Annotated in this window: 23 protein-coding genes; 19 read left to right on the top strand and 4 right to left on the bottom strand. The window is 36.7% G+C overall.

Annotated elements, in window-relative coordinates:
* Nucleotides 1-20: 20 nt before the first annotated feature.
* Together JEM49_RS00420 and JEM49_RS00425 are read left to right on the top strand one after the other, a co-directional pair.
* Nucleotides 21-1,442 (top strand): C69 family dipeptidase, encoded by a 1,422-nt coding sequence (locus JEM49_RS00420; protein WP_201873098.1) that lies wholly within the window; start codon nt 21-23, stop codon nt 1,440-1,442.
* Nucleotides 1,443-1,635: 193 nt separating this feature from the next.
* On the top strand, nt 1,636-1,926 hold the full coding sequence (locus JEM49_RS00425) for a MarR family transcriptional regulator (RefSeq protein ID WP_207187890.1): 291 nt from the start codon (nt 1,636-1,638) through the stop codon (nt 1,924-1,926).
* A gap of 54 nt (nt 1,927-1,980) precedes the next feature.
* Here JEM49_RS00425 and JEM49_RS00430 read toward each other — a convergent pair whose 3' ends face one another.
* Nucleotides 1,981-3,408, bottom strand: coding sequence for an APC family permease (locus JEM49_RS00430; RefSeq protein ID WP_025006367.1), 1,428 nt, complete (start codon nt 3,406-3,408; stop codon nt 1,981-1,983).
* Between the two features lie 194 nt (nt 3,409-3,602).
* Between JEM49_RS00430 and ylxM the strand changes: the two genes are divergently transcribed.
* The 8 genes from ylxM to JEM49_RS00470 all read left to right on the top strand — a co-directional run bounded on the left by ylxM (nt 3,603) and on the right by JEM49_RS00470 (nt 9,334).
* A complete protein-coding gene (ylxM, locus tag JEM49_RS00435; protein WP_087176752.1) occupies nt 3,603-3,944 on the top strand; it encodes a YlxM family DNA-binding protein in 342 nt (113 codons plus the stop codon).
* Nucleotides 3,945-3,948: 4 nt separating this feature from the next.
* Complete coding sequence (gene ffh, locus JEM49_RS00440; protein ID WP_201873100.1) at nt 3,949-5,379, top strand: signal recognition particle protein; 1,431 nt, start codon at nt 3,949-3,951, stop codon at nt 5,377-5,379.
* Between the two features lie 89 nt (nt 5,380-5,468).
* Nucleotides 5,469-5,741 carry a 30S ribosomal protein S16 gene (gene rpsP, locus JEM49_RS00445; protein WP_025006364.1) on the top strand — a complete coding sequence of 91 codons (273 nt, stop codon included), beginning with the start codon at nt 5,469-5,471 and terminating at the stop codon, nt 5,739-5,741.
* A gap of 69 nt (nt 5,742-5,810) precedes the next feature.
* Nucleotides 5,811-6,326 (top strand): ribosome maturation factor RimM, encoded by a 516-nt coding sequence (gene rimM / locus JEM49_RS00450; protein WP_201873103.1) that lies wholly within the window; start codon nt 5,811-5,813, stop codon nt 6,324-6,326.
* Nucleotides 6,316-7,035: a tRNA (guanosine(37)-N1)-methyltransferase TrmD gene (trmD, locus tag JEM49_RS00455; RefSeq protein WP_201873105.1), complete on the top strand. Its 720-nt coding sequence runs from the start codon at nt 6,316-6,318 to the stop codon at nt 7,033-7,035. The genes rimM and trmD overlap by 11 nt, the downstream gene beginning before the upstream one ends.
* Nucleotides 7,036-7,147: 112 nt before the next feature.
* Nucleotides 7,148-7,495, top strand: coding sequence for a 50S ribosomal protein L19 (gene rplS, locus JEM49_RS00460; RefSeq protein WP_003629071.1), 348 nt, complete (start codon nt 7,148-7,150; stop codon nt 7,493-7,495).
* A gap of 401 nt (nt 7,496-7,896) precedes the next feature.
* On the top strand, nt 7,897-8,556 hold the full coding sequence (locus tag JEM49_RS00465) for a uracil-DNA glycosylase (protein WP_098044411.1): 660 nt from the start codon (nt 7,897-7,899) through the stop codon (nt 8,554-8,556).
* A complete protein-coding gene (locus JEM49_RS00470) occupies nt 8,549-9,334 on the top strand; it encodes an SGNH/GDSL hydrolase family protein (RefSeq protein WP_201873107.1) in 786 nt (261 codons plus the stop codon). The genes JEM49_RS00465 and JEM49_RS00470 overlap by 8 nt, the downstream gene beginning before the upstream one ends.
* Before the next feature lie 28 nt (nt 9,335-9,362).
* On the opposite strand, the gene lexA is transcribed toward JEM49_RS00470, so the two are convergent.
* Nucleotides 9,363-9,989: a transcriptional repressor LexA gene (gene lexA, locus JEM49_RS00475; protein ID WP_025006359.1), complete on the bottom strand. Its 627-nt coding sequence runs from the start codon at nt 9,987-9,989 to the stop codon at nt 9,363-9,365.
* 151 nt (nt 9,990-10,140) lie between these two features.
* On the opposite strand from lexA, the gene JEM49_RS00480 reads away from it, so the two are divergent.
* From JEM49_RS00480 to JEM49_RS00505, 6 genes are all read left to right on the top strand, one after another.
* Nucleotides 10,141-10,404 (top strand): DUF896 domain-containing protein, encoded by a 264-nt coding sequence (locus JEM49_RS00480; RefSeq protein WP_201873111.1) that lies wholly within the window; start codon nt 10,141-10,143, stop codon nt 10,402-10,404.
* 65 nt (nt 10,405-10,469) lie between these two features.
* Nucleotides 10,470-10,688, top strand: coding sequence for a YneF family protein (locus tag JEM49_RS00485; RefSeq protein WP_013438154.1), 219 nt, complete (start codon nt 10,470-10,472; stop codon nt 10,686-10,688).
* A gap of 83 nt (nt 10,689-10,771) precedes the next feature.
* A complete protein-coding gene (locus JEM49_RS00490) occupies nt 10,772-12,538 on the top strand; it encodes an ABC transporter ATP-binding protein (RefSeq protein WP_201873120.1) in 1,767 nt (588 codons plus the stop codon).
* Nucleotides 12,531-14,327, top strand: a complete 1,797-nt coding sequence (locus JEM49_RS00495; protein WP_201873122.1) for an ABC transporter ATP-binding protein — start codon at nt 12,531-12,533, stop codon at nt 14,325-14,327. Before JEM49_RS00490 ends, JEM49_RS00495 begins: the two co-directional genes overlap by 8 nt.
* Before the next feature lie 91 nt (nt 14,328-14,418).
* A complete protein-coding gene (locus JEM49_RS00500) occupies nt 14,419-16,362 on the top strand; it encodes a M13 family metallopeptidase (protein WP_201873125.1) in 1,944 nt (647 codons plus the stop codon).
* Between the two features lie 389 nt (nt 16,363-16,751).
* On the top strand, nt 16,752-20,477 hold the full coding sequence (locus JEM49_RS00505; RefSeq protein WP_201873127.1) for a mucin-binding protein: 3,726 nt from the start codon (nt 16,752-16,754) through the stop codon (nt 20,475-20,477).
* A gap of 132 nt (nt 20,478-20,609) precedes the next feature.
* Here the strand turns inward: JEM49_RS00505 and JEM49_RS00510 are convergent, their stop codons facing one another.
* Together JEM49_RS00510 and JEM49_RS00515 are read right to left on the bottom strand one after the other, a co-directional pair.
* On the bottom strand, nt 20,610-21,785 hold the full coding sequence (locus tag JEM49_RS00510; RefSeq protein ID WP_201873129.1) for an SAM-dependent methyltransferase: 1,176 nt from the start codon (nt 21,783-21,785) through the stop codon (nt 20,610-20,612).
* 102 nt (nt 21,786-21,887) lie between these two features.
* Nucleotides 21,888-22,502: a lysophospholipid acyltransferase family protein gene (locus JEM49_RS00515; protein ID WP_201873131.1), complete on the bottom strand. Its 615-nt coding sequence runs from the start codon at nt 22,500-22,502 to the stop codon at nt 21,888-21,890.
* A 64-nt stretch (nt 22,503-22,566) separates the two neighbouring features.
* On the opposite strand from JEM49_RS00515, the gene JEM49_RS00520 reads away from it, so the two are divergent.
* The 3 genes from JEM49_RS00520 (at nt 22,567) to tsf (ending at nt 25,593) form a co-directional block, all read left to right on the top strand.
* Nucleotides 22,567-23,598, top strand: coding sequence for a GIY-YIG nuclease family protein (locus JEM49_RS00520; protein WP_025005928.1), 1,032 nt, complete (start codon nt 22,567-22,569; stop codon nt 23,596-23,598).
* A gap of 162 nt (nt 23,599-23,760) precedes the next feature.
* Entirely contained in the window at nt 23,761-24,534 is a 774-nt protein-coding gene (gene rpsB / locus JEM49_RS00525; protein ID WP_056945437.1) for a 30S ribosomal protein S2, read from the top strand.
* Between the two features lie 33 nt (nt 24,535-24,567).
* Nucleotides 24,568-25,593 carry a translation elongation factor Ts gene (gene tsf, locus JEM49_RS00530; RefSeq protein ID WP_056945436.1) on the top strand — a complete coding sequence of 342 codons (1,026 nt, stop codon included), beginning with the start codon at nt 24,568-24,570 and terminating at the stop codon, nt 25,591-25,593.
* Nucleotides 25,594-25,701: the final 108 nt, after the last annotated feature.

Raw genomic sequence — 25,701 nt, forward strand, 5'->3', positions numbered from 1 at the left:
AGTTTTATAAGGAGAATTTTATGAAAGAATATAGTGCATGTACTACTATCTTGGTAGGTAAAAAAGCCTCAATCGATGGTACTACTATGATTGCTCGTAATGATGATACATTCCGTCCAATCACCCCACAAAAGTTTATTATCGAACCAGCTCGTCATGGTGAAAAGAAACACATTAAGTCATGGCTTAACAAGTTTGAAATGGATTTACCAGAAGACGCTCAACGTGTTCCAGCTGTTCCAAACGTTGATTACAAGCATCGCGGTTATTACGACGAAAGTGGTATTAACGAAGAAAACGTTGCTATGTCATGTACTGAATCAACATATGGTAATGAACGTACTTTAGCATTTGATCCACTTGTTAAAGATGGTTTGGATGAAGACTGTATGCAAACTTCAGTTTTGCCATATATTCATTCCGCTAGAGACGGTGTTAGATACTTAGGTAAGTTGATTGCTAAGTATGGTTCACCAGCTGGTAATTCAGTTCTTTTCAGTGATAAAGACGAAATTTGGTACATGGAAATTGTTACTGGTCACCATTGGGTTGCAGAACGTATCCCAGATGATTGTTATGCAGCTACTGGTAACCGTGTGGCAATTGAACAAGTTGATTTTGATAATTCTGATTACTTCATGTGGAGTGAAGGAATTCAAGAATTTGTTGAAGAACATCATTTGAATCCTGATCATGAGGGCTGGAACTTCCGCCACATTTTTGGTACTTACACTGAACAAGACCGTCACTACAACACTAATCGTCAATGGTACATTCAAAAGTTGTTTAACCCAGAGATTGAACAAGATCCACAAGATGGTGATATTCCATTCATTCGTAAGGCTGCTAAAAAGATCACTAAAGAAGATATTCAATTTGCTTTGGGTTCACACTACCAAGACACTCCATATGATCCATTTGGCAAAGGTACTGAAGAAGAAAAGCACCGCTATCGTCCAATTGGTTTGAACCGTACTCAAAATGCCCACATTTTGCAAATTAGAAGTGATGTGCCAGAAGATCGTGCAGCTATTATGTGGCTATGTATTGGTGGTCCAACCTTTACTCCATTTGTTCCATTCTTTGCTAATATGAATGATACTGATCCTTCATATAACAATACTTCAATGGATTACAACATGAATGATGCATGGTGGTACTACAAGTCATTTGCTGCACTTGTTGAAAGTCATTATCCACAATTTGTTCAACTTGACACTACATACTTAACTGAACTTAACCGTTACTTTAGAGATCGTGTTGAAGAAATTATTAAGGGTGCTGATGGCAAATCAGGTGAAGAATTAACTGATTACTTGACTAAGGAAAACCAAAAGACAGTTGCTCATACTCGTGAAGAAACTGAAAAGCTTTGGGGCCAAATGATGATTGATTCAATTAACATGTCTAAGTTAACCTTCAACATGGATGAGAACCTTTAATTTAAAATTCAAAAAACAGTTCAACATTGTTGAGCTGTTTTTTCTTCGGCTAGTATAATTGAGTTAATGAATTGAAAGAATCTGAAATGATGACAGAAAGTACTATTGGATCATTTTTTACTAGAATTAGCAATGAAGTAGAAAAGCAAATGGATGCTGATTTAAAGATATCAGTGCAAATGAATTAGAAATTTTGATTGAATTGGAACACCATAAGCATGGCAAGACATATGACAAATTAACCAAGGAGCTTCATGTAACTAAGGATAAAGTTGAAGAATTAGTAAAAAGTTTAGTTGCTAAAGATTTAGTTACTGATGATAATGGCACCGTGATTTCTACTGAAGATGGTAAGGAAGTTTGCAAGAAAGTAGAGAAGCACCGCAGAGAAACTGATCAAACCATTACTCAGATGCTTAGCAAAGATGAGACTATAGGTTTAGTTAATGTTTTAAAGAAAATGCTGGAAAAAGAAGAAAATTAGGCAAAAAAAGATCATCTGCTGCAATTTACAACAGTTGATCTTTTTTATTAAAAATTATTTTTTCTTATCTAGGACTGAATGGTGAATACCATAGCAGAAATAAATAATTAAACCGAAGATAAACCAAATACCAGCGTAGAGCTTAGCTTGATAATCTAAACCTAAGAAAACGATTAATGCAGCTAAGAAGCCTAGAGCAGGCAATACTGGATAAAATGGCATCTTGAATGATGGATCATCAATATCTTTACCTTCACGTGGACGTAATTTATAGATACCAAGTGATACAAACATGAATGCGATTAAAGTACCAGCTGAAACTAATTGAGACAGCATAGAGAATGGGAAGAAAGCACCAAGCAAAATACTACCGATAGTCAAAGTCCAAAGTGCATTGTTAGGACGACGGTCAGAATTTAATTTGCCCAACCATTTAGGTAACATACCATCACGACCAAATGAGTAAATTAATCTAGATCCAGCCATTCCCATACCGATCAAGGCGGTAAACATACCTAAAACAGCAATAGTTTGAACGACGACAGCAACTATTGGGTGCCCAGCATAACGTAAAGCCAAACCAACAGGTTCTGCAGAGTTAGCATACATCTTGTAAGGCATCATACCGATCAATACCAAACTAACACCTACAAAAAGTGTAACGGCAATTGCTAATGAGCCTAAAATTCCACGAGGCATTGTCTTTTGCGGATTAATAGCTTCTGCCGAATTAGCAGCAATTGAATCAAAACCGATGTAGGATAAGAAAATCATTGATACACCAGCATAAATTCCTTGCCAGCCACCAAATGGTCCGTGAGCAGTAGGACGATATTTAGGAATAAATGGTGTAAAGTTAGCGCTTTTAATGGCTGTTAATCCAACTACGATAAAGATCAAGATGGCTAAAACTTTAAGTAAAACTAATCCATTTTCTACTCGAGCGGCTCTTGAGACCCCATGCCCAATTAAAAGAGCAACTAATAAAATAGAAACAAGTGAAATTGCATCAATAACTCCACCATTAGTACCAAAAGCGTTGGACAAAGAAGCAGGTAATTTTAATCCTATAGGTGCAATTAATGCCCTGAAGTTAGCAGAAAGTCCAGATCCTACGAATGCTAAAGCAATAAAGTATTCAGCTAAAAGAGCCCATCCGGCTACCCATCCCCAAAATTCGCCGAATACCACATTGATCCATGAATAAGCGGATCCTGCAAATGGCATGGCAGCGGCCATTTCGGCATAAGCAAATGCTACTAAACCGGCAGCAATTGCAGCTAAAATAAATGAAATTGCAACCGCTGGTCCAGTATGTAATGCAGCAACTTCACCGGGCAAGGTAAAGATTGAAGCTGAGACGATCGTCCCAACCCCTAAGGCTAAGAAATCTTTAACCTTTAGTGATCGAACCAGGTGTCCATCTTTATTTTCATAAACACGTGGATCTTCTTTTTTGTTCATTCGTTGCCAAAGATTCACAATACAATTCCCCTTTGTGTTAAAAATAAGATTACTTAATTATAATTAAAAATACGTTAAAAAATCAACCGTAAGTAGTTCAAATTTCGTATTTTTAATGAGAAAAAAGATAGATTTTGTCTTCATGATTTAAATGATAATTAACATTTTTGGTAGTATCATTTTTTTGATATACTAAAGACTGGTGAAAATTAATGGATGAATTAACTAAAAATGAAGAATTAGGCGACCTATATGCCTATTATGGTTCTTTATTAACTAAAGGACAGCAATCTTATTTTGAAGATTATTATTATAATGATCTATCATTAGGAGAGATTGCGGTTAATCATAATGTATCTCGGCAAGCTATTTATGATAATTTAAAACGCTCCACTAAAATTTTGAAAAATTATGAAGCCAAATTACATATGCGGCGTGATAATAATCATATTGAAGATGTGCTAGCAGATGCACTTTTGTCGATAGATAATAATGATAGTCAAACTGCTAAAAAAGAAATAACCAATTTATTAAATCAATTGAGGGGAGAGTAAACCCATGGCTTTTGAAAATTTAAGTGAAAGAATTCAAAAAGCATTAAAAAATTTAACTGGTAAAGGTAAAGTTTCAGAAGAGGATATTAATAAGGCTAGTCGTGAAATTCGACTTGCATTGTTAGAAGCCGATGTTAACTTCAAGGTTGTTAAGGACTTTATCAAGACTATTAAAAAAGAGGCCCTTGGCAAAGAAGTTCAAGAAAGTTTAAACCCAGGCCAACAAGTAATTAAAATCGTTAATGAACAATTAACGAAGATGATGGGTGAAGAAGCAGTTCCTTTAAACAAGTCTAAGCATATTCCAACTATTATTATGATGGTTGGTTTGCAAGGTACTGGTAAGACTACCACTGTTGGTAAATTAGCATATCATTTACAAAAGACGCAAAAGGCTCGTCCACTTTTGATTGCTGGAGATATTTATCGTCCTGCCGCTGTTGACCAATTAAAGCAAATTGGTGAACAATTAAAGGTGCCTGTCTTTAGCGAAGATGGTGAAAAAGATGTTGCTAAGATTGTACAGGATGGTTTAGCTGAAGCTGATAAAAACAAGAATGATTATGTTTTAATCGATACTGCCGGTCGTTTAGAAATAGACGAACCATTAATGGAAGAATTGGAACGTGTTAAGAAAGTTGCACAGCCAGATAACATCCTTTTAGTAGTTGATGCCATGACTGGTCAAGCAGCTACAGACGTTGCTAAAGGCTTTGATGAGCGACTTGATGTTACCGGAGTAATTTTAACTAAGTTAGACGGTGATACTCGTGGTGGTGCTGCACTTTCAATTCGTGCAGTTACTGGTAAGCCAATTCTATTTACTGGTCAAGGTGAAAAACTAAGTGATTTGGATGTCTTCCACCCAGATCGAATGGCTTCCAGAATTCTTGGGATGGGTGATATGCTTTCCTTAATTGAGAAGGCACAACAAGATTACGATGCCAAGGAAGCTGAAAAAGTCGCTGAAAAGATGCGAGAAAACACTTTTGACTTCAATGACTTTGTTGATCAAATGAAGCAAGTGCAAAAAATGGGCCCGCTTGATCAAATTATGAAGATGATTCCTGGGATGGCAAATAATCCACAGTTGAAGAACTTAAATGTTGATCAAAAGCAAATTGATCATACAATTGCCATTGTTTATTCAATGACTGAAGCAGAACGTGAGGATCCAGATTTGTTGAATCCAAGTCGCAGAAGAAGAATTGCTGCCGGTTCTGGTCGCCCCGTTGTCGAAGTTAACCGTATGATTAAACAATTTAAACAAATGCGGGAAATGATGAGCAAGATGACTAGGGGCAATATGAAGGGATTAAGCAACTTGCCAGGGATGGATTCACCAATGGCCAAGATGGCTATGCGTCGTTTAAATAAGAACTTTAAGAAGAACAAAAAGAAGCGTATGCGTAAGATTAAGAGATTCCATTCTTAAAAAAATAAAGGTGTTAAGGAAAAACACTTTACACCCATTTGTTTTGGTGGTATATTATTAATCGTTAAGTTTTAGGAGGAAATTAATTTATGTCAGTTAAAATTCGTATGCACCGTGCTGGTGCCAAGAGAAAGCCATTCTACAGAATCGTTGTTGCAGACTCACGTATGCCACGTGATGGTCGTTTCATCGAACAAGTTGGTTACTACAACCCAGTTTCACAACCAAAGGAATTGAAGCTTGATGAAGACAAGATCTTTGATTGGTTACAAAAGGGTGCACAACCTTCAGACACTGTTAGATCACTTCTTTCAGGTGCTGGCTTGATGGCTAAGTTGCACGATGCAAAATACAACAAGTAATTTTGCGATTATTTAAAAGCTTGATGCCAAGTGCTTCAAGCTTTTTTTATTACTTAAAAAGGAGCATGCATGGAATATTTTGACGTTGCACGAATTTTAACAACTCATGGATTGAATGGTGAAGTCAAAGTTAACGTGATTACGGACTTCCCAGAAGAGCGTTTTGCTGAAGGGATGCATTTATCACTTAGAAGCGATACTAAACGTGTATTGACTATTGAAAAAAGCCGTCCATTTAAACAATTTTGGTTAATTCAATTTAAAGAAATTACAGATATTGATCAAGCAGAAAAATTACGAGGCCAAATCCTGGTAGTAAGCGAAGAAGATCGTGGCGAATTACCTGCCGGTGTTTATTATTATAAAGACATCTTTGATTGCGATGTGATTGATGAAGAAACTGGTAAAAATATCGGTAAAATCGTTGATATCCAATCTCCAGGTGCAAATGATATTTGGCTTGTACGTGAAGATAGTGGCAAGGAATATTGGATTCCAAACATTGCCGATGTTGTTAAAAAAGTTGATGTAGCTGCCAAAAAAGTTTATGTAGAATTAATGGAGGGGTTACGAGATGAAGATTAATGTATTGACGCTTTTTCCCGACATGTTTACACCTTTGAAAGTATCGATGTTAGGACGTGGTTTAGAAGATGGTAAGTGGGATCTCAATTTAGTTAATTTCCGTGATTTCACAACAGATGTACATCACCACGTAGATGATACTCCTTATGGCGGCGGCGCTGGTATGGTACTCCAAATCATGCCAATTAAAAAAGCACTTAATTCTTTATCTTCTAGTGGTAAAGTTATTATTACCGCTCCACAAGGAAAAACTTTTAATGAACAAATGGCACAAGACTGGGCAAAAGAAGATGAATTAACTTTTATTTGTGGTCACTATGAAGGCTTTGATCAAAGAGTCTATGACTTAGCCGATGAAACTGTTTCAATTGGAGATTATGTGCTAACTGGTGGGGAATTACCAACTATGAGTATGATTGATGCTACTGTTCGACTTTTGCCTGGTATTTTAGGTAACGCTGCTAGTCCAGTAGAAGAAAGCTTTTCACATGGCTTATTAGAATATCCGCAATATACTCGCCCAGCTGATTTTGAAGGTCAAAAAGTGCCTGAAGTATTAACTAGTGGCAATCACCAAAAAATAGCTGAGTGGCGACACAAAGAAGCGCTTAAAGCAACTTATCTTCATCGTCCTGATATGTTAAAAGATCGTCAGTTGACTATTGAAGAAAAGAAAATGCTAGAAGAAATCAAGTCAGAGCTTGATTAAGCTGGCTTGATTTGTTAAACTATTCATCGTGGCAAATGTCACTAATTAAAGTTATGGGTGTTCCGCTGACGCTGGTGCGTGGATGAATGCCGAAGAAGGAGAAAAATATATTATGGATCCATTAATTCAAGAATTGACTAAAGAACAAATTCGTGACGATATTCCTGCTTTCCGTGCAGGTGATACTGTTACTGTTCACGTACGTGTTGTTGAAGGTACTCACGAACGTATTCAGTTGTTCGAAGGTGTTGTAATTAAGAAGAAGGGTACTGGCATCGGTGCTACTTACACTGTTCGTAAGATTGCTTCAGGTGTTGGTGTTGAAAGAACCTTCCCAGTTAACGACCCACGTGTTGCTAAGGTTGAAGTTAAGCGTCATGGTCGTGTGCGTCGTGCTAAGCTTTACTACTTACGTGAACGTCACGGTAAGTCAGCAAGAATTGCTGAAGCACGTCGTTAATCATAACGTCGATATAGAAAAGCTAGTTCCAAACGGAACTAGCTTTTTTGTTTTGATAAATATTTTTAAAATAATTCATATATAATCGATAATTATTTAATAATATATTAATAGTTTGTGAATAATAATATCGTGGAACTCATGTGAAACCGCAAAGTAAAATCACAAAGTCACTCTAATATACAGTAATAACATTGATAATATACTAAATCTGAATTGTGAAGTAAATTTCACAAGCAGAGATATTGAGTGTGGAATTAAAGCGAAAGCCGCCATTTATCCACAATGGCGGCTTTTAATTGATATTAAATTGATTACATTATACTATATTTAATTTAGATGTAAAATAATTTTGACTAATATTATAATTAATATATCAGAAATAGAAACAGGTGAGATGATTGAATTATCCTAAAGAATTACTGGCAGAAGTAAAAGAGAGATCAAAGGGCATGCGTTTAGAAGGAATTAATTCAGGAAGTGGCCCAATACATCCCTTGCTAATGATCGTAGGCGAAGCGCCAGGACGCAATGAAATCGTTAATAATATTCCATTTAGTGGTGACGCCGGAAAGGAACTGGATAAATCACTAAAGCAAATTGGTTTATCACGAGATCAAGTTTATATTACTAGTGCTGTTCGTAGCCGCCCTTTTAGTGTGAAAAAAGTTTTTAGTAAACGAGAAAATAAAGAAGTAATTAAAAGACCAAATCGTAAACCTACTAAGAAAGAAGTGTTAGCACATGCTCCTTTTTTAGACTATGAAATGCATTACGCAGATCCACAAGTCATTGTTGCTTTAGGTAACACCGGATTAGAGCGACTGCTTGGCCCAGGTCATAAGATTTCTGCTGAACATGGTAAGGTTATTGAGAATACACCAATTCTTGAACTTAATGAAGCTAAAGATGGATATGTTTGGTCGAAAAAGAAATATACGGTTATTCCAGAATATCATCCTGCGGCTGTATTTTATAATCGTAAATTAAGTGATGATATTGTAAAAGATTGGGAAGCGATAAAACCTTACATCGATAAAGAAAGAGAAAATAATGAGTAACGAAACTTTTTTAATCCCTATTAGACAAAATAATGATTTATCCGATATTGCTCTTAATGAGTTGCGAATGGATTTGGATGAGCATCCCTTGCACCAAAGAGCTTATGCAGAGCTAGCCTATTTACCGGGTAACAGCCGTAAATATAGTCTTAACAGTGTGAAAACAATTGATAGCCCATTAAGAAATAAAAAGATCTTATTTTTAGGTTCTTCTGTCACATTTGGTTTTGGTGCATTAGGGGAATCTTTTGTAGACTACTTATGGAAAAAAGATGGCATTGCTGCTATTAAAGATGCAGAAAATGGCACTACTTTGGTAGATCAAGATGCCAGTTATCATGGTGATTCTTATGTTGCTCGTTTTAAGGAAAATCTTAAAACACCAATTGATATGTTGGTTTTGCAACTTTCTACTAATGATGCGCGTACAAACCAGAAGCTGGGAGAAATTAGTCAAAATGACCATTTTGATGTAAAAACAATTATCGGTGCGATGGAATATATTATTAGTCAAGCTCTGACTACATGGCATTGTCCAATTTTGATCTATACAAATCCTTATTTTGAAAGTGATTTGTATAATCAGATGGTAAAAGCAACACATCAATTAGCTAAAAAATGGAATATTAAAGTTCTGGATTTATATAATGATCCGAATTTTAAAGACCAACCTGCTCTTTATATGGCAGACGAAATTCATCCGACCCGTGCAGGTTATTTAGAAAAATGGCTGCCAGTTTTTGAAAATAAATTAACTGAAATTTTGACGAAAAAATAAACCTAAGCTTTTTGCTTAGGTTTAAATATTAATCGATATTATTTCTGTAAAGGCCAACTACTTTACCTAAAATACTTACTTTGGATAAGATAATTGGTGCCATTGTATCGTTTTCTGGTTGTAAACGGTAGTGATCGTTCTCTTTATAAAAGCGTTTAACTGTAGCTTCATTTTCATCAGTCATGGCTACGACAATTTCGCCGTTATTAGCGGTATTTTGCTTTCTGACAATGACGCTGTCACCGTTTAAAATTCCCGCATTAATCATACTCTCACCGTGAACTTTTAACATGAAGAGTTCACCAGCATCGTTTTCAAGATCAGGTGGAAGTGGAAAATATTCATCTATGTCTTGAACTGCTAAGATAGGTTGACCAGCAGTGACCACACCAACAACTGGGATTTTCTTTGGCTTAATGCCCAATTCCTTTTTACCTTCATCGGTAATTTCAAGTGCACGAGGCTTAGTTGCATCCTTGATTAAAAGACCTTTGCGTTCTAAGCGGGCTAGATGACCGTGAACAGTAGATGTAGAAGAAAGTTTGACCGCAGCACAAATCTCTCGCACTGTTGGTGGAAAACCACGGCGTTCTACAGTATCATAAATATAACGTAAAATTTCTAGTTGTTTAGTATCGTTGTTTTTCTTAGACATAATTTTTCTCCGTTATTGTAAAAAAGATAATATTTATGATTATTTTAACAAATAAATAGCATAATCTCAAACAAATGTTCTATAAAAAGCATCTTTTTTTATTGTATAAAATACGGTAGACTAAAGATTGTTAATGTGAGGTGAATATAAAATGAATAAAGATGCAATGAGTAAAGAAGAAGAAAAAAAGGTAACTAATCGAATTAATGAACTTTACCATAAGAAAGAAAAGGAAGGCTTAACTCCCGAAGAGGAACAAGAACGTAAAGAACTTCACAAAAAATTCCTTGCCAACTTCAGAGCTGCATTTAAGCAAGACGTTGAAAATATGGTAATTATCGATAAAAATGGTAAAGAAGTAACCTCAGAAAGAGCAAAACGTGCTCAAAGAAGAAAAGGTCTTAGAAAAGATTAATTAAGCCTTTTAAAAAAGTGAAAAATTATGTAAGATATTATTGTTAGTTAGATGGAGGATATAATATGAATTTAGGTTTAGCAATATTTTTGATTATTATTGCACTTTTAGTTGGTGCAACAGCAGGTTTCTATGGTGCAAGAGCATACATGAAGAAGTATTTTAAGGAAAATCCTCCTATTAGTGAAGATATGATCGTTGCTATGATGTCTCAAATGGGACAAAAGCCTTCTAACAAGAAGGTTCATCAAGTAATGAACATGATGAAGCATCAACAAAAGTAATTATTAGATTATTTTGTGGTGTTAAGGCGAAGGATTATTCCTTCGTCTTTTTTGGTGTTCTTTTTAAAGAATGGAGTGAGTAAATGAACATATTTAAAAAATTGGGTTGGTTTTTTAAACAAGAAAGGAAACGTTATATTATCGGAATTACTTTTCTTGCTTTAACCTCTTTAGCCAACTTAATTCCGCCAAGAGTATTAGGACTGATGGCAGATCAGCTGGATCAAGGTCACATCTCATGGGGGCAATATGGGATGTTGATTCTAGCTGTGTTAGCTGCCGCCTTCGTTTTATATATTTTGCGCTACTTTTGGCGTAAGCAAATTTGGGGCGGGGCCGCAGAACTAGAACGACAAATGCGTTCTAAACTGTTCGACCACTTTATGATCATGGACAGAACATTTTATCAGCGCCACCGAACCGGTGACTTGATGGCCCATGCAACTAACGATGTGACTTCTATTCAAAACGTAGCCGGTGATGGCGTTTTAACTTTAGTTGACTCTCTTGTCATGGGATTATCAACTATGATTGCCATGATCATTTTCGTTGATTGGAGACTGACTATCGTTGCTTTATTGCCACTGCCATTTTTGGCACTAGGTGCTTGGAAGCTTGGGGGTCGTTTGCATGATGCTTTTGATAAATCACAGGCTGCTTTTTCACGTTTGAATAATAAGACCCAAGAATCCGTTTCAGGCATCAAGGTGCTGAAGACCTTTGGTCAAGGAAAAGAAGATACTCAGGCCTTTGACAAAATGGTCGATGACACAATTAATATCAATAAAAAAGTGTTTGTATGGGACTCCTTATTTGATCCATTGGGTACGGCAATTATCGGTGCAACCTATGTAATTACCATTATTTATGGTGGACTTTTAGTTACAAATAAAGTGCTATCGATTGGTCAGCTCGTTTCCTTCATTGCCTATATTGCTAACATGGTTTGGCCGATGTTTGCGATTGGTTATTTGTTCAATATTTTGGAAAGAGGTAGTGCAAGCTATGACCGTGTAGAAAAGCTACTTTATGAAAAACCGTTAATTACTGATGCCCACGCTGATCAAAGTATTAAGGCTCAAGACTTACAAGGTGATTTGCATTTTGATATTAAATCGTTTGCTTATCCTGATGAAAAGGATATTCTAGTGTTAAAGAACATCGATTTCACCTTAAAACCTGGTCAAACTTTAGGTTTAGTAGGTCGTGTAGGTGCTGGTAAAACGACAATCATTCAGCTGCTATTGAGAGAATTCGACCAATATGACGGTGAAATCACCTTAAATGGCATCAATATCAAGAAAATTCCGCTTAAAGTTTTACTTAGCCAAATATCTTATGTTCCCCAGAACAACTTTCTCTTTTCAACGAGTATTGGTAGAAATATTGCTTTCTCAGAGGCAGATGCAGGCAAAAATGAGATTGCGGTAGCTGCTAAGAAGAGTGATTTGCACGATGATGTTTTACAAATGCCACAGGGCTATGAGACTTTAGTCGGTGAAAATGGAATTTCACTTTCTGGTGGTCAACGTCAAAGAATGTCCATTGCCCGTGCTTTGCTTAAAGATAGCCAAATTTTGATTTTGGATGATGCTTTATCAGCGGTTGATGCAAAGACTGAAACCGAAATTCTAACTTCTTTGAGAAATGAAAGAAAAGATAAGACCACGATGATTGCGGCACATAGATTGACATCGGTCATGGATGCCGATTTGATTTTAGTCTTAAAAGACGGTCAAATTATTGAACGAGGCAATCACCAAGATCTGCTCAAAGAAAATGGCTGGTATGCGGAAATGTGGCGTAGACAAGAATTGCAAGCAAAGGTGGGTGAAGATGTAGATGAATAATGAAGAAAAGCAAGAATCAGTGTGGTCTAAGGCAATCCCATTTAAAGAGCAGGTAGCGATTTTTAAACGTTTGATGGGCTTTGTTAAACACTTCAAGTTTGAAATGACCATTGCCTTGATTGGTGCCTTCTTAGTCAGCATTATCAATATTTTGCTTCCGCGTGGATTGCAATATTTCTTAGACAACTTTTTGCTTAAACAAAGTGCAACTGTCCAAATTATTCTGTTTGCGGGTTTGCTTTATGCAGTAGGTTCCATTTTAAAAGCGGTCATTCAGTTTACTTACCAATATTTCTTTGCTTTGGGTTCTGAAAAGACCTTGGAAAGCATTAGAAGAGCGCTTTATCGAAAATTGCATGAGTTAGGGATGCGTTATTTTGACCAAACACCTGCCGGCTCAATTGTGTCAAGAGTTACTAACGATACGATGACTCTTAGCAACTTCTTGACTGTGCTTTCAACTGTAGTAATTGGTGCCTTTTCTGTGGTTACAGCATTGGTCGCAATGTTTACTACGAACGTGATTGCGGGCTGGATTGTTTTAGCGTTTGTGCCAATTTTGCTCTTTGTTATTTGGCTCTACTCACAAAAGAGTTCACGTCTTTATCGTAACTATCGTGAACGGTTGAGTAGAATTAACGCTAACTTGAATGAGTCAATTGAGGGCGTCTCGATTATTCAGCAGTTTAACCAAGAAAAGAGAATGACCCACCAATTTGAGGGTGAAAATGGTGGGTTGATGAATACGCGTTTCAACATGATCCGTATTAACTCATTGCTGCTTTCACCTTTGACTAGTTTGCTTTATTCATTGGCTTTAGCCGTAACGTTGATGTATTTCGGTTTTCCATTGCAGGCAACATTTGTGCCAGCTGGTGTGGTATATGCTTTCTCACAATACTTATCACAATTGTTTAATCCAATTTCAACTATGATGGACCAGATGACATTCTTCCAAGATGGTATCGTAGCCGGTAAGAGAATCTTTGCGATTTTAGATGATGAACAATATGAGCCAAAGCAAAATGTTCAAGAAGGATTGACTATCAGTCGCGGCAAGATTGAATTCAAGCACGTTAGTTTCTCATATGATGGTAAAAATGAAATCTTGCATGATATTTCATTCGTAGTAAATTCAGGTGAAACTTTAGGTATTGTGGGTCATACTGGCTCTGGTAAAAGCTCGATTATCAATGTAATGATGCGCTTTTATGAATTTGGTAAGGGCGAGATCTTAATTGATGATATAGATATCAGAAAATACCCTAAAGAAGAACTGCGTAAAAAGCTGGGGCTTGTTTTGCAGGAACCATTCATGTTTTATGGTGATATTTCTTCTAATATTCGTTTATATAATAAGAATATTACCGATGAACAAATTAAAGACGCAGCTAAGGCAGTTCAAGCAGATCAATTTATTGAAAAGATGCCAGGTAAATATCACGCAAAGGTAATTGAAGGCGGCGAAGAATTAAGTCAAGGTCAGCGTCAATTAATTTCTTTTGCTAGAACATTGGTTACAGACCCTAAAGTTTTGGTATTGGACGAAGCCACAGCTAACGTTGATACCGAAACTGAAACTATGATCCAACAGGGACTTAAACGTTTACGTAAAGGTAGAACAACTTTAGCGATTGCTCACCGTTTGTCTACAATTGCCGATGCGGATCAAATTATCGTGTTAGACAAGGGGAGAATCATTGAACGTGGTAACCATGAACAGCTTCTTGCTAAGAAGGGTTACTACTACAATTTGTATACTCTGCAGAATAATGAAAATAAAGAATAGTTAATAAAAGACGTTTTCCATAATTGCAAACGTCTTTTTGTTATAATGATTAAAAAGAATGAAATAATTATTAATATTCATAGGAGGAAAAATGAGAAGATTTTACGCTGTTCGCGGTGGTGCGGGCGATGTTGCAGAACCAGATGTTAATGCTAAGCCACAAGATAATTTATATTTGGCTGTTAATTCAAATTGGCTTTCTAAAGCTGAAATCCCTGCTGACCGTACTTCAACTGGTGTCAACTCAGAACTTGACATTAAGATTGAAAATAGAATGATGAAGGATTTTGCCGATATTGCTGCGGGCAAAGAAAAGATGCCAGAGATCAAGGACTTTGACAAGGCAATTGCTTTGTATAAGATTGCCAAGAATTTTGAGAAGAGGGATGCAGAAGAAGCAAACCCTATTCAAAATGACTTGCAAAAGTTATTATCATTAAATGATTTTGCCGACTTGGGTAAAAAAGCAAATGATTTATACATGGGTCCATATATTTTACCATTCGTTTATGGCGTCGATGCCGATATGAAGAATACCGATGTCAATGTCTTATATTTCGGTGGTTCAAGTACCTTCTTGCCAGATACAACCACTTATAAGACAGAAGATGCTAAGAAGCTATTAGACATTTTGCAAGATCAAAGCATTAATTTGTTAATGATGGCTGGCATTGGTAAAACAGAAGCTAGAGTATACGTTGATAATGCTCTGGCCTTTGATGCAAAAGTTGCCAAGGTGGTTAAGTCTACTGAAGAGTGGGCCGACGATGCTGCTATTTATAACCCAGTTTCATATGACGAATTTATTGCTAAGTTTAAGTCATTCGATATGGCAAAATTCTTAGATGAACTTTTACCTGAAAAACAAAAACGTGTAATTGTGATGGAACCACGTTTCCTTGACCATGCAGAAGAATTAATCAACGCTGAAAACTTTGACGAAATCAAAGGCTGGATGCTAGTTAAATACATTAATAGCGTAGCTAAGTACTTGTCACAAAAGTTTAGAGAAGCAGCCTTTCCATTTAACCAAGCAATTACTGGCGCACCAGAAATGCCATCACAAATTAAGCAGGCTTACCGTATTGCTAACAGTGCCTTTGACGAAGTGGTTGGTATTTTCTATGGTAAGAAATACTTTGGTGAAAAAGCCAAGCGCGATGTTGAAGATATGATTCACAACATGCTTAAGGTTTATGAAGAAAGAATCAACCATAATACTTGGCTATCTGATGAAACTAAGAAAAAGGCAATTGTTAAGTTAAATGCTTTGGTTCTTAAGATTGGTTATCCAGAAAAAATTGAAAAGATTTTTGATTTGTTACAAGTAGATCCTGAAAAGAGCTTGTATGAAAATGAAGCTGCTATGGATAAAGTACGTACCAAGTACGAACTGGATAAATTAACTAAGCCGGTTGATCGTTCAGTATGGCTCATGCCAGGTAACTTGAACAACGCTTGTTACGACCCACAAAGAAACGATTTAACTTTCCCAGCTGGTATTTTGCAAAAGCCATTCTACGATATTAACCAATCAAGAGGTGCTAACTACGGTGGTATCGGTGCTACTATTGGTCACGAAGTTTCTCACGCCTTTGACAATAATGGTGCCAAGTTTGACGAGAACGGTAATATGAACAACTGGTGGACTAAGCAAGACTTCGGTGAATTCAACAAGCGTGTCGGCCAAATGATCGATATTTTCAATGGTTTGCAATATGGTCCTGCTAAGCTTAACGGTAAGCAAGTCGTTTCTGAAAACATCGCTGACCTAGCCGGTTTAGCTTGTGCCGTTCAAGCAGGTAAATCTGATGGTGCGAATTTGAAGGATTTGTTTGAAAACTATGCTAGAAGCTGGATGGAAAAGCAACGTCCTGAAGCAATTAAGACTGAAGTTCAAACTGATGTCCATGCACCACAACCAACTAGAGTAAATATTCCGGTCCAATGCCAAGATGAATTCTATGATGCTTTTGGCGTTAAGAAGGATGACGGTATGTGGCTTGATCCAGAAGATAGAATTGTGATTTGGTAAAAACATAACATAATAAATATATTTAATATAACAAAGAGCAAGATTTCTTAGTAAAAGAGGTCTTGCTTTTTGTGTATGTAAAATTATTTTATTTACATTAGAAACAGGCATTAAGAAACTGATTTTATTTATATGGCGGGAATTTATAAAAATAACGAATAAAATAAGATAGCGTTATTAAAAACTTTGCATATTGTAAATTTAAGCGCTTACATCTATACTATCGATATATAGCAAATATCATTAATGTGACGATTATGTATAACTTATTGTAGTTAAAAAACATAATTGGTTTGTTCAAACATAACATTTACATTTTGAACGAATTATAGGGAATAAATGTTGTTTGAATAAAATGATTTAGATTTGAAGTAGAGAAAAAGAGAATAATGGGAAAAAGAATTGTTACTGCTGTTAAGCAGAGATTTAGTATCCGTAAACTGAGTATAGGTGCAGCAAGTGTATTATTGGGGACCTCTTTGTATTTTATGGGTGGGTCGGCCACTATTGTACACGCTGATACTAACGTATCAGGGGATGTTCCTCAAACTGGAACTAGCAAAGAACCTGCGTCGGGACAAACTGGTGAAGAAAATGGATCAACCGAAGTAAAAGATCCAGTAAAAGTTGCTAAGGACCCTACTAAAGATGATACAGACGTAAACCAAGCTATTGATGACTATGCCAATCAAAAACAAAAAGAGCAAGATGAAGCTGGTAATAAAGTAGTTATTCGTCCTAGTGGTAAACAACCTGAAAAAGCTGCTGATAATGCTGATGAACGTGGTAAGCAACCTGTAAAAACGGCTGATACTGCTGATGAACGTGGTAAGCAAGTAGAAGACATTAAACATAGCATTGATGGCGGTATTGCTGCAGCTAATAATGAAAAAGCAGCTATCGAGGATTATAAGAATAAGCATCAAAATCAACAAATTTTAAATGGTGAAGAATCTGAAGCTTTTAAAAATCAAGGCTTGAGTGTTGATGATGAAAGAAATTCTAAGATTAATAAAGTTACTATCACTGATACTAAGGATAAGACTAAAACTAAAGAGGTGAATACTACAGTAATAGATGGTCCTTCCCAAAAGATTGAGATTGATGGTAAAAAAGACGCTATTGTTATTACTCATGCTGGTCCCGATAAGATGACTGATAAAGAAAAAGATATAATGCAAATTAAAAGTGACAATAAAGTCATTATTGATTTGAATGATAAGTATCAAAATAAAGATATTACAGTCACCTATAGTAATTTGAACAATTCTTATTATCTAGAGAATATGGGGGATGAAACCGATCGAATTAAAATTTCGAGAATTGAGAGAACTTTCTCAGGTATTCAGGCAACAGATGATCCTAAACTTTTTAATCCTAATGGCTCTGATTCGTATAAAAAAGATGGGATATATGATAAATGTGATGGGCCACAATTAATCATTTATAAGGATCCATCTGATGGCTTCTTCTACAATAATATTAAACAAGTTTCTGTTAAAGATATTTATTATGATGACAAGAATAATCTAATTACCTTTAAAGATGGTGATAAAAATAAGGCTTGGATTTTTGTTACTAGTTTAAATTCCGATGGTGTAGGTAATAATAATCATCGTGGAGACGGTAAAGAATATCTAGAAAAAGTTAAAGCTGAAAATCCTGATGGCACTTCAGCAGATATAGAAAAACTTGCCGGGTCTACGGTAACTGGACCGGTTGATGAAAATACTACTAAGGAATTTACTAGAACCGTTGAATTATTTGATGGAGCTAGCAGTGGAGATTATTTAAGAAATTATTTACGTGATAAAGCAGATGATTTAAAGAACAAGGGGTGGATTCGGAAAGAAAATTCTTCTGAACTTACGCAAACAGTAACATTACATGTTAAAAAAACTAATGACGGATATGTTTATGATAATGAAAATGCCTTCTTTAAAGGCTTGAAATTACCTTCTATAAGTGAGAATGGGACTGAAAAATATCCTGATATCGAAATTCCTGAAGTTAGAGTTGGTACCAAGACAGCTGTCAGAATCAGAGTTAGTTATAGTGCCAACAATCCTCATACACCAACGTCGCTAGATAAGACTGAAGTTGGCGTAGATGAAGACAAGGCTACAGATACCCATGATGGTTGGTGGTATTCAGATGAAAGCAACAGCCATGATCAAAATAATTATCCAGACTGGGATAATAAATCTGAAGATAACAGATATGCTTTTGTGGGTGCTGTTGCAATTCAATATCAACCAGGGATGACCATAACTTATGGTGCTGATGATACTGCGTGGGGCAGTCACTGGGCATGTGCGGGGACACAAGTTGTTTCAACTTTGAATGAACGAGTTATTATTTATGATCATATTAAGGACGGCGTTGTACCTGTCACTCCCAAAACACCACCTACCGATATTCCAACGAACACTGTTAAAGAAGCGCAACCTGATCAATTAACTAAGACAGTTGACTTAACAGTTAACTATGTAAATAGTGATGGTGCTACATTTACTGGTGATGTTCCTACAAACCACCAGCAACAAGTAACATTTACTGGTACTGCTTACGTTGATAGGGTAACCGGTAAATTAGTAAATGCCAAAAAACAAGACGGTACATGGGTAGTCGATGACAGTAAGACTGACAAGCCACAAGTTATTTGGAAAGCCGATGGCAAGAATACATTTGATGCAGTAATTTCACCGGTAGAAAATGATTACCACTTAACAGGTATAGATAGTCACAGAAAAGGCAACGATGTAGAGGAAATTACCGGGTTGACCCAGGACAGTGGCAGCATCACAGTTACTGTAACTTATACTAAGAACGGTAAGATTATCCCAGTTGATAAAGACGGTAAGCAAATTAAAGGCGCAGATCAACCGGTATTTCCAACTGATCCTAAGGATCCAAGTAGGGTAGACTCTGGTAAGATTCCAGATCTTTCAGATAAAGGCTATCATCCATTAGACAAAAACGTAAAACCAAGCGATCCGGTAGATCCAGATTCAGAAGATCCAAGTAAGGATATTACGGTTAAATACGTAAAATCAGGTACTATAAGTGTTAAATACCACGACAACACCAAGGATAAAGACATTGATGGGTATGGTAAAAACGACAGTGGTGACGAAGATGATCCATTCAAGTATGATCCAGCAACCGATTTAGCAAAACTTGCAGGAAAGGGCTATGTACTTGATGGAAAAGTGCCAGAAATTCCACGTCAATTTACAGCTAGCGCCCAAGAAGTAATCATTAACTTGAAGCACGGCACCACAACTGTAACATCAAATAATCCAGGTCATCCAGGTGAACCGGTAGATCCTAAGAATTCAGAAGGTCCTAAGTATCCAAACGGCACTGAATTGGATCAAGTTAAGAGAACGGGTACTCAAACTATCCATTACGTTGGCGCTGGTGATAAGACGCCTGCTGATAACAAGCAAACCTTCATATTTACTCGTGAAATTACCTTCGACGATGTAACTGGGAAGATCATTAGCGTAACTCCATGGAATGTGCAAAGCCATACCTTTGGCAATGTTGATACTCCAGTAATTCCTGGGTATCACGCTGATAAGGTTGTAGCAGGTGGTGCAACAGTAACTCCAGATGATTTGAACAGGGTAATAACTGTAACTTATGCACCAGATGGTAACCCTGGTAATCCTAGTGATCATGGCGATACTCCATCGCCTGAACCTACTCCAGAACCAGAGCCAACTCCAAATCCAACCCCAGATGATCAACCTGATTCTGAAACATCGTCTGATGAACATTTTGAAAATGTAAAACCTAAGGATAAATTAGATAAAACTAATCCAAAGAAGGTGGCTGCGTATAAGAAGGAAAGAAAGATTATTAAGACTAAAATTGCAAAGCAAGGCCATACTGAAATAGCAGAGCCTATTGAAGACAAAGTAACAAGAGAAAATAATGTTAAAGTAGTTTCAGATCCAGTTGAAAATAAGGCTGCAGAGCCTAAACTCCCACAAACTGGTGAAGCCGATAATAGCATTATTGGTTTACTCGGAATGTTATTAGCAAGTTTTACAGCAATGTTTGGTTTTGATAGTCTTCATAGTCATGATAAGAAACACAAAAACTAAATCTCGATACTAGTCAAAAACAAGACTTCCTTTATTTAGGGAGTCTTGTTTTTTGAACTTTAGATTAAAATAATTTTTACTTTAAATAAAAAATAGGCCTGCATCTAATGCAGGTCTGTTAATATTTTTAAATTACTTAAGCATGTAATCTCTAGTCATTGGCAAGTTCTTACCAGAAGGGCCCTTGGTAAGCAAGTATTGGATGACATCGATATTGCCTGATTTAAATGAAGCAGCACAAGCATTTAAGTACATGTCCCACATGCGAGTGAAACGTTCCCCCATTTTATCTTCAACTTGATCGCGAACAGCGTTGAAGTTCTTGTCCCAAATTTCAAGAGTTCTTTGGTAGTGACGACGAAGAGCTTCCATATCAGTGATTTGCAAGCCACTGTCAACGATGTCGCCGACAATTTCTTGCAAACCTGGAATGTAACCACCTGGGAAGATGTATTTGTTGATCCAAGCGTTAGTAGCACCGCCTTGTTGACGAGTAATACCGTGGATCAAAGCAATACCATCTTTGTTTAAGTACTTGTAAACATCTTGGAAGTATTTAGGTAAGTTCTCTGAACCTACGTGTTCAAACATACCAACTGAAGTTACGTAATCCCAGGTTTGATCACCAAGTTCACGGTAGTCTTCAAGTCTAACTTCAGCTACATCTTGCAAGTTTTCATCGTAGATACGCTTTTGTACTAATTTGTATTGTTCTTCACTCAATGTAACACCGGTAACCTTAAGACCATATTCCTTAGCAGCAGTGAGCATCAATGTACCCCAGCCACAACCGATGTCGAGTAAAGTCTTGCCTTTTTGTGGGTTTAATTTGTTTAAAATGTGGTGAACTTTAGCAATTTGAGCTTGTTCAAGATCATTTTCATTACCATCTTCAAAGTAAGCACAAGAGTAAGTCATAGTAGGATCAAGCCATAACTTGTAGAAGTCGTTACCGATATCGTAGTGGCTTTGTACGTCTTCTTCACTTTGCTTTTCGGTGTGCTTTTGCTTTGGTAAAAATTTGCGGAACTTTGAGGAACGCATGAAACTGTCGGCACTTTCGTAAGCACCAAAAATTAATTTTTGAATATCCCCATGGATTTCAATTTTCTTATCCATGTATCCTTCACCAAGTGCGAGTGAAGCATTTCTAGTAATGTCGCCCATAGGGATTTTTTCGTTAAAGACAATTTCAATCTCTGGGGTACCGTTACCATAAACTTCGCTTTTACCATCCCAATAAGTTACTCTAACGGGAAAAGGGAAGGATTTACTGAGCATCATTTTATAAAATGTTTTTTCTAACAATGTAATTTCCTCCACTAATTATCAAACCTAATTACTTATTTTAACACTAAAAAATTTTAAGCAATAAAAAATACTTAACCCAAAAAACGAGTTAAGCATTTTTTACTTGGCAACATAATGGAAATTTGGATCAAGTTCATCATCTAATTTTTTCCAAGCGTCCTCTAATTGTTGATAAATGATTGCTTCATTTTCATGAGTTAATTTAGTTTTACGATCAATTGTAATTGGATCACCAAAGTTAACTTCTAGGGGGTTGCGCTTAAGCAGTCCTTTAAAAGTTAATGGACCTTGATAAACTACTGGAACCATTGGCTTTTGCGACATTTTAGAAATTAAAAGCGCACCACCTTTTAATTCAGCAGAGTGTCTTGTGCCCGATGGAAAAATGATTAATGATAATTCCCCTTTTCTTAATCCTTTTACTGGGATTTTTAATGCAGATGGTCCTGGATTTTTTCGATCGACAGGAAAGGCATGGGCATGATCTAAAATAAAACGTAAAACCGGATTCTTGAATAGTTCGATTTTAGCCATGAACATAAATTCCATTGGACTAGCACCTAAGGCAAACAAGATAGGTTCCCACCAGGTACGGTGAGGTGCAACTAAGATATAGTTACCTTTAGGTAAACGATTCTTGTGATGAATATGTAAGTGTCCATTTAGTACCCATACGATAAAGCGGGCAATCGGACGAATTATTTTATAAAACATCTTTTTGTTCCTCCAATTGTTGTAATATTATAAAAATAGATAGACAAGAAAGGCAAATATTTTTATGGTAGAACTTAAAGATAATGAACGAATTGATTATATGTACAGTGATGATTTGCGGATTATCCAAGATAAAACTGCCTTTAGCTTTTCTATGGATACATTGCTTTTGGCTTATTGGGCTAAGAATCAAATTCGTGATCGCGATAAAGTAGCAGATTTATGTGCGGGAAATTGTGCTGCAACGATTTATATGGCTTACTTCAATCGTGCGCACTATGATGCAATTGAGATTCAAGACGAAATATATTCGCAAGCTAAGCGTTCTATTGAACTTAATCAAATGGAAAATCGTATAGCAGTGTATAAGGATAATGTACTGAATGCTGCAAAATTTTTGCGTAAGGATAGCTACGATGTAGTAACAGTTAACCCACCTTACTTTAAGGCCCCTGAAGGGCATGAGGTAAACCCAGATAGAAAAAAAGCAATTGCTCGTCATGAATTGTTAATTAATTTAGAGCAAATTATTGAAGTTGCCAGTGGCTTATTAAAAATGAAGGGGAAGATGTTTATGGTGCATCGACCTGAGCGATTAGGCGAGATTTGTTACTACTGCATGAAGCATGATTTGAGTGTAAAATTAGTGCAACCATTTGTGTCTCACCGCGGAGATGATGCAAATTTAATTATCGTTGAAGCCGTAAAGCACACTGGGACAGATGGAACTGAACTTAGGGATGCAATCGAAGTTCATGACAAAAATGATGAATTTAAGCCATTAATTCAAAGAATAGTTCGAGAGACCCCTGAAGATAAAGCTAAACATGACGCCCGAGGTAAATACTATTTTTACGTTTTGCTTTGTAATGATGGTAGTTTCTATGGTGGCTTTACTAATGATTTAGATCATCGCCTGAAAATGCATAATTCTGGCAAAGGCGCTAAATACACCAAATCTAGGCGACCAGTTCGTATGATTTACCATGAGCAATTTGACGATAAAAGATTAGCTTTAAAAAGAGAGTATTGGTTTAAGCACCATTCACGCGCTTGGAAAGAAAAATTTTTAAGAGAGCATAATATTAATTTTTAGCTTGAAAAATAAAATTATTTTTTGTAAAATAGGCGAGTATGCTGTGTTAGCATATAATTTTTAAAACACATCAAGAGCGATCATCATCGTGGTGCCCTAGGTAGTGGTTTGATGATGAAATGAACGCTTGAGAGGATATAAAACCATAGGAGGAATATAAATATGGCAGACGTTGTTACAATGAAGCAATTGCTTGAAGCTGGTGTCCACTTTGGTCACCAAACTAGAAGATGGAACCCAAAGATGGCTCCTTACATTTTTACTCAAAGAAATGGTATCTACATCATTGACTTGCAAAAGACTATCAAGATGTTAGATGATGCTTACAACTTTATGAAGGCTGTTGCCGAAGACGGTGGCGTATTCTTATTTGTAGGTACTAAGAAGCAAGCTCAAGACTCAATTGCTGAAGAAGCAACTCGTGCAGGTCAATACTACGTAAACCAACGTTGGTTAGGTGGTACTTTGACTAACTGGACTACTATCCAAAGCCGTGTTAAGAGATTAAAGCAATTAAAGGAAATGTCACAAGACGGTACCTTTGATGTTCTTCCAAAGAAAGAAGTTGCACTTTTAACTAAGGAAATGGACAAGCTTGAAAGATTCTTAGGTGGTATCGAAGATATGCCAAGAATCCCAGATGTATTGTTCGTAGTAGACCCTAAGAAGGAAAAGATCGCTGTTCACGAAGCAAACATTTTGGGTATCCCAGTTGTAGCTATGGTGGACACTAACACTGATCCAGATCCAATTGACGTAGTTATCCCATCAAACGATGACGCTATTCGTGCTATCCGCTTAATCGCTGGTGCTATGGCTGACGCTATCGTTGAAGGTAAGCAAGGTCAAGATGACGAATCTGTTGAGGTTGACTTTAAGGAAAATGCTGATGGTTCAGAAGAAATCGTTAGCGCTGAAGAAAATCCAGAAGACTAGTTTTTACTGTTAGTTCCGTAGGAGGATCTATTAATGGCACAAATTACTGCAAAATTAGTTAAAGAATTACGTGAACGTACTGGTGCTGGCGTTATGGACGCTAAGAAGGCATTGGTAGAAGTTGAAGGTGACATGGACAAGGCTATCCAATATCTTCGTGATAAGGGTATGGCTAAGGCTGCTAAGAAGGCTGACCGTGTTGCAGCTGAAGGCTTGACTGGTGTTTACGTTAATGGTAATGTAGCAGCTATCACCGAAGTTAACTCAGAAACTGACTTTGTTTCTTCAAATGATAAGTTTGTTAACTTAGTAAAGGACGCAACTAAGACCATTGCTGAAGGTCAACCTGCTGATATGGAAGCAGCTAAGGAATTAAAGATGGACGATGGTTCAACTTTAGATCAAGCATTCGTTAATGCAACTGCTACCATTGGTGAAAAGATTGTTTTACGTCGCTTCGCTTTGGAAAAGAAGAATGATGATCAAGAATTTGGTGCTTACCAACACAATGGTGGCCAAATCGGTGTTATTACCGTTTTAGAAGGTGCCGATGCAGCTACTGCTAAGCACTTGGCAATGCACATTGCAGCTATGAAGCCAAAGGTTATCTCACCTGACGAATTAGATGATCAATTTATTACTGATCAATTAGCTGTAATGAACCACAAGATTGATCAAGATAATGAAAGTCGTGCATTGGTACACAAGAAGCCATTGCCACACCTTGTTTATGGTTCAGAAAAGCAATTAACTGATGATGTTTTAGCTAAGGCTAAGGAAGACATTAAGGCTGAACTTAAAGAAGAAGGCAAGCCAGAAAAGATCTGGGACAGAATTATCCCTGGTAAGATGCAACGCTTTATCGATGATAACACTCAAGTAGATAAGCAATTTGCAGTCTTATCACAAGACTACATCATGGATGATAGCAAGACTGTTGGCGAATTCTTGAAGGATAAAGGCGCTAAGTTAGTTGCTTTCCAACGTTTCGAAGTTGGTGAAGGTATCGAAAAGAAGCAAGAAGACTTTGCTGCTGAAGTTCGCGAACAAATGAAGTAATTTAAAAATTACATTATGATAGAAAGGAGGAGTACATTAAGTGCTTCTCCTTTTTATTTTTTATTATGATTGTTTTTACTATCAAGACATTGTTGAGTTAGATATGGT

It is taken from the genome of Lactobacillus sp. A27 (genome assembly GCF_016742815.1).
In the GTDB taxonomy this organism is placed as follows: domain Bacteria; phylum Bacillota; class Bacilli; order Lactobacillales; family Lactobacillaceae; genus Lactobacillus; species Lactobacillus gallinarum.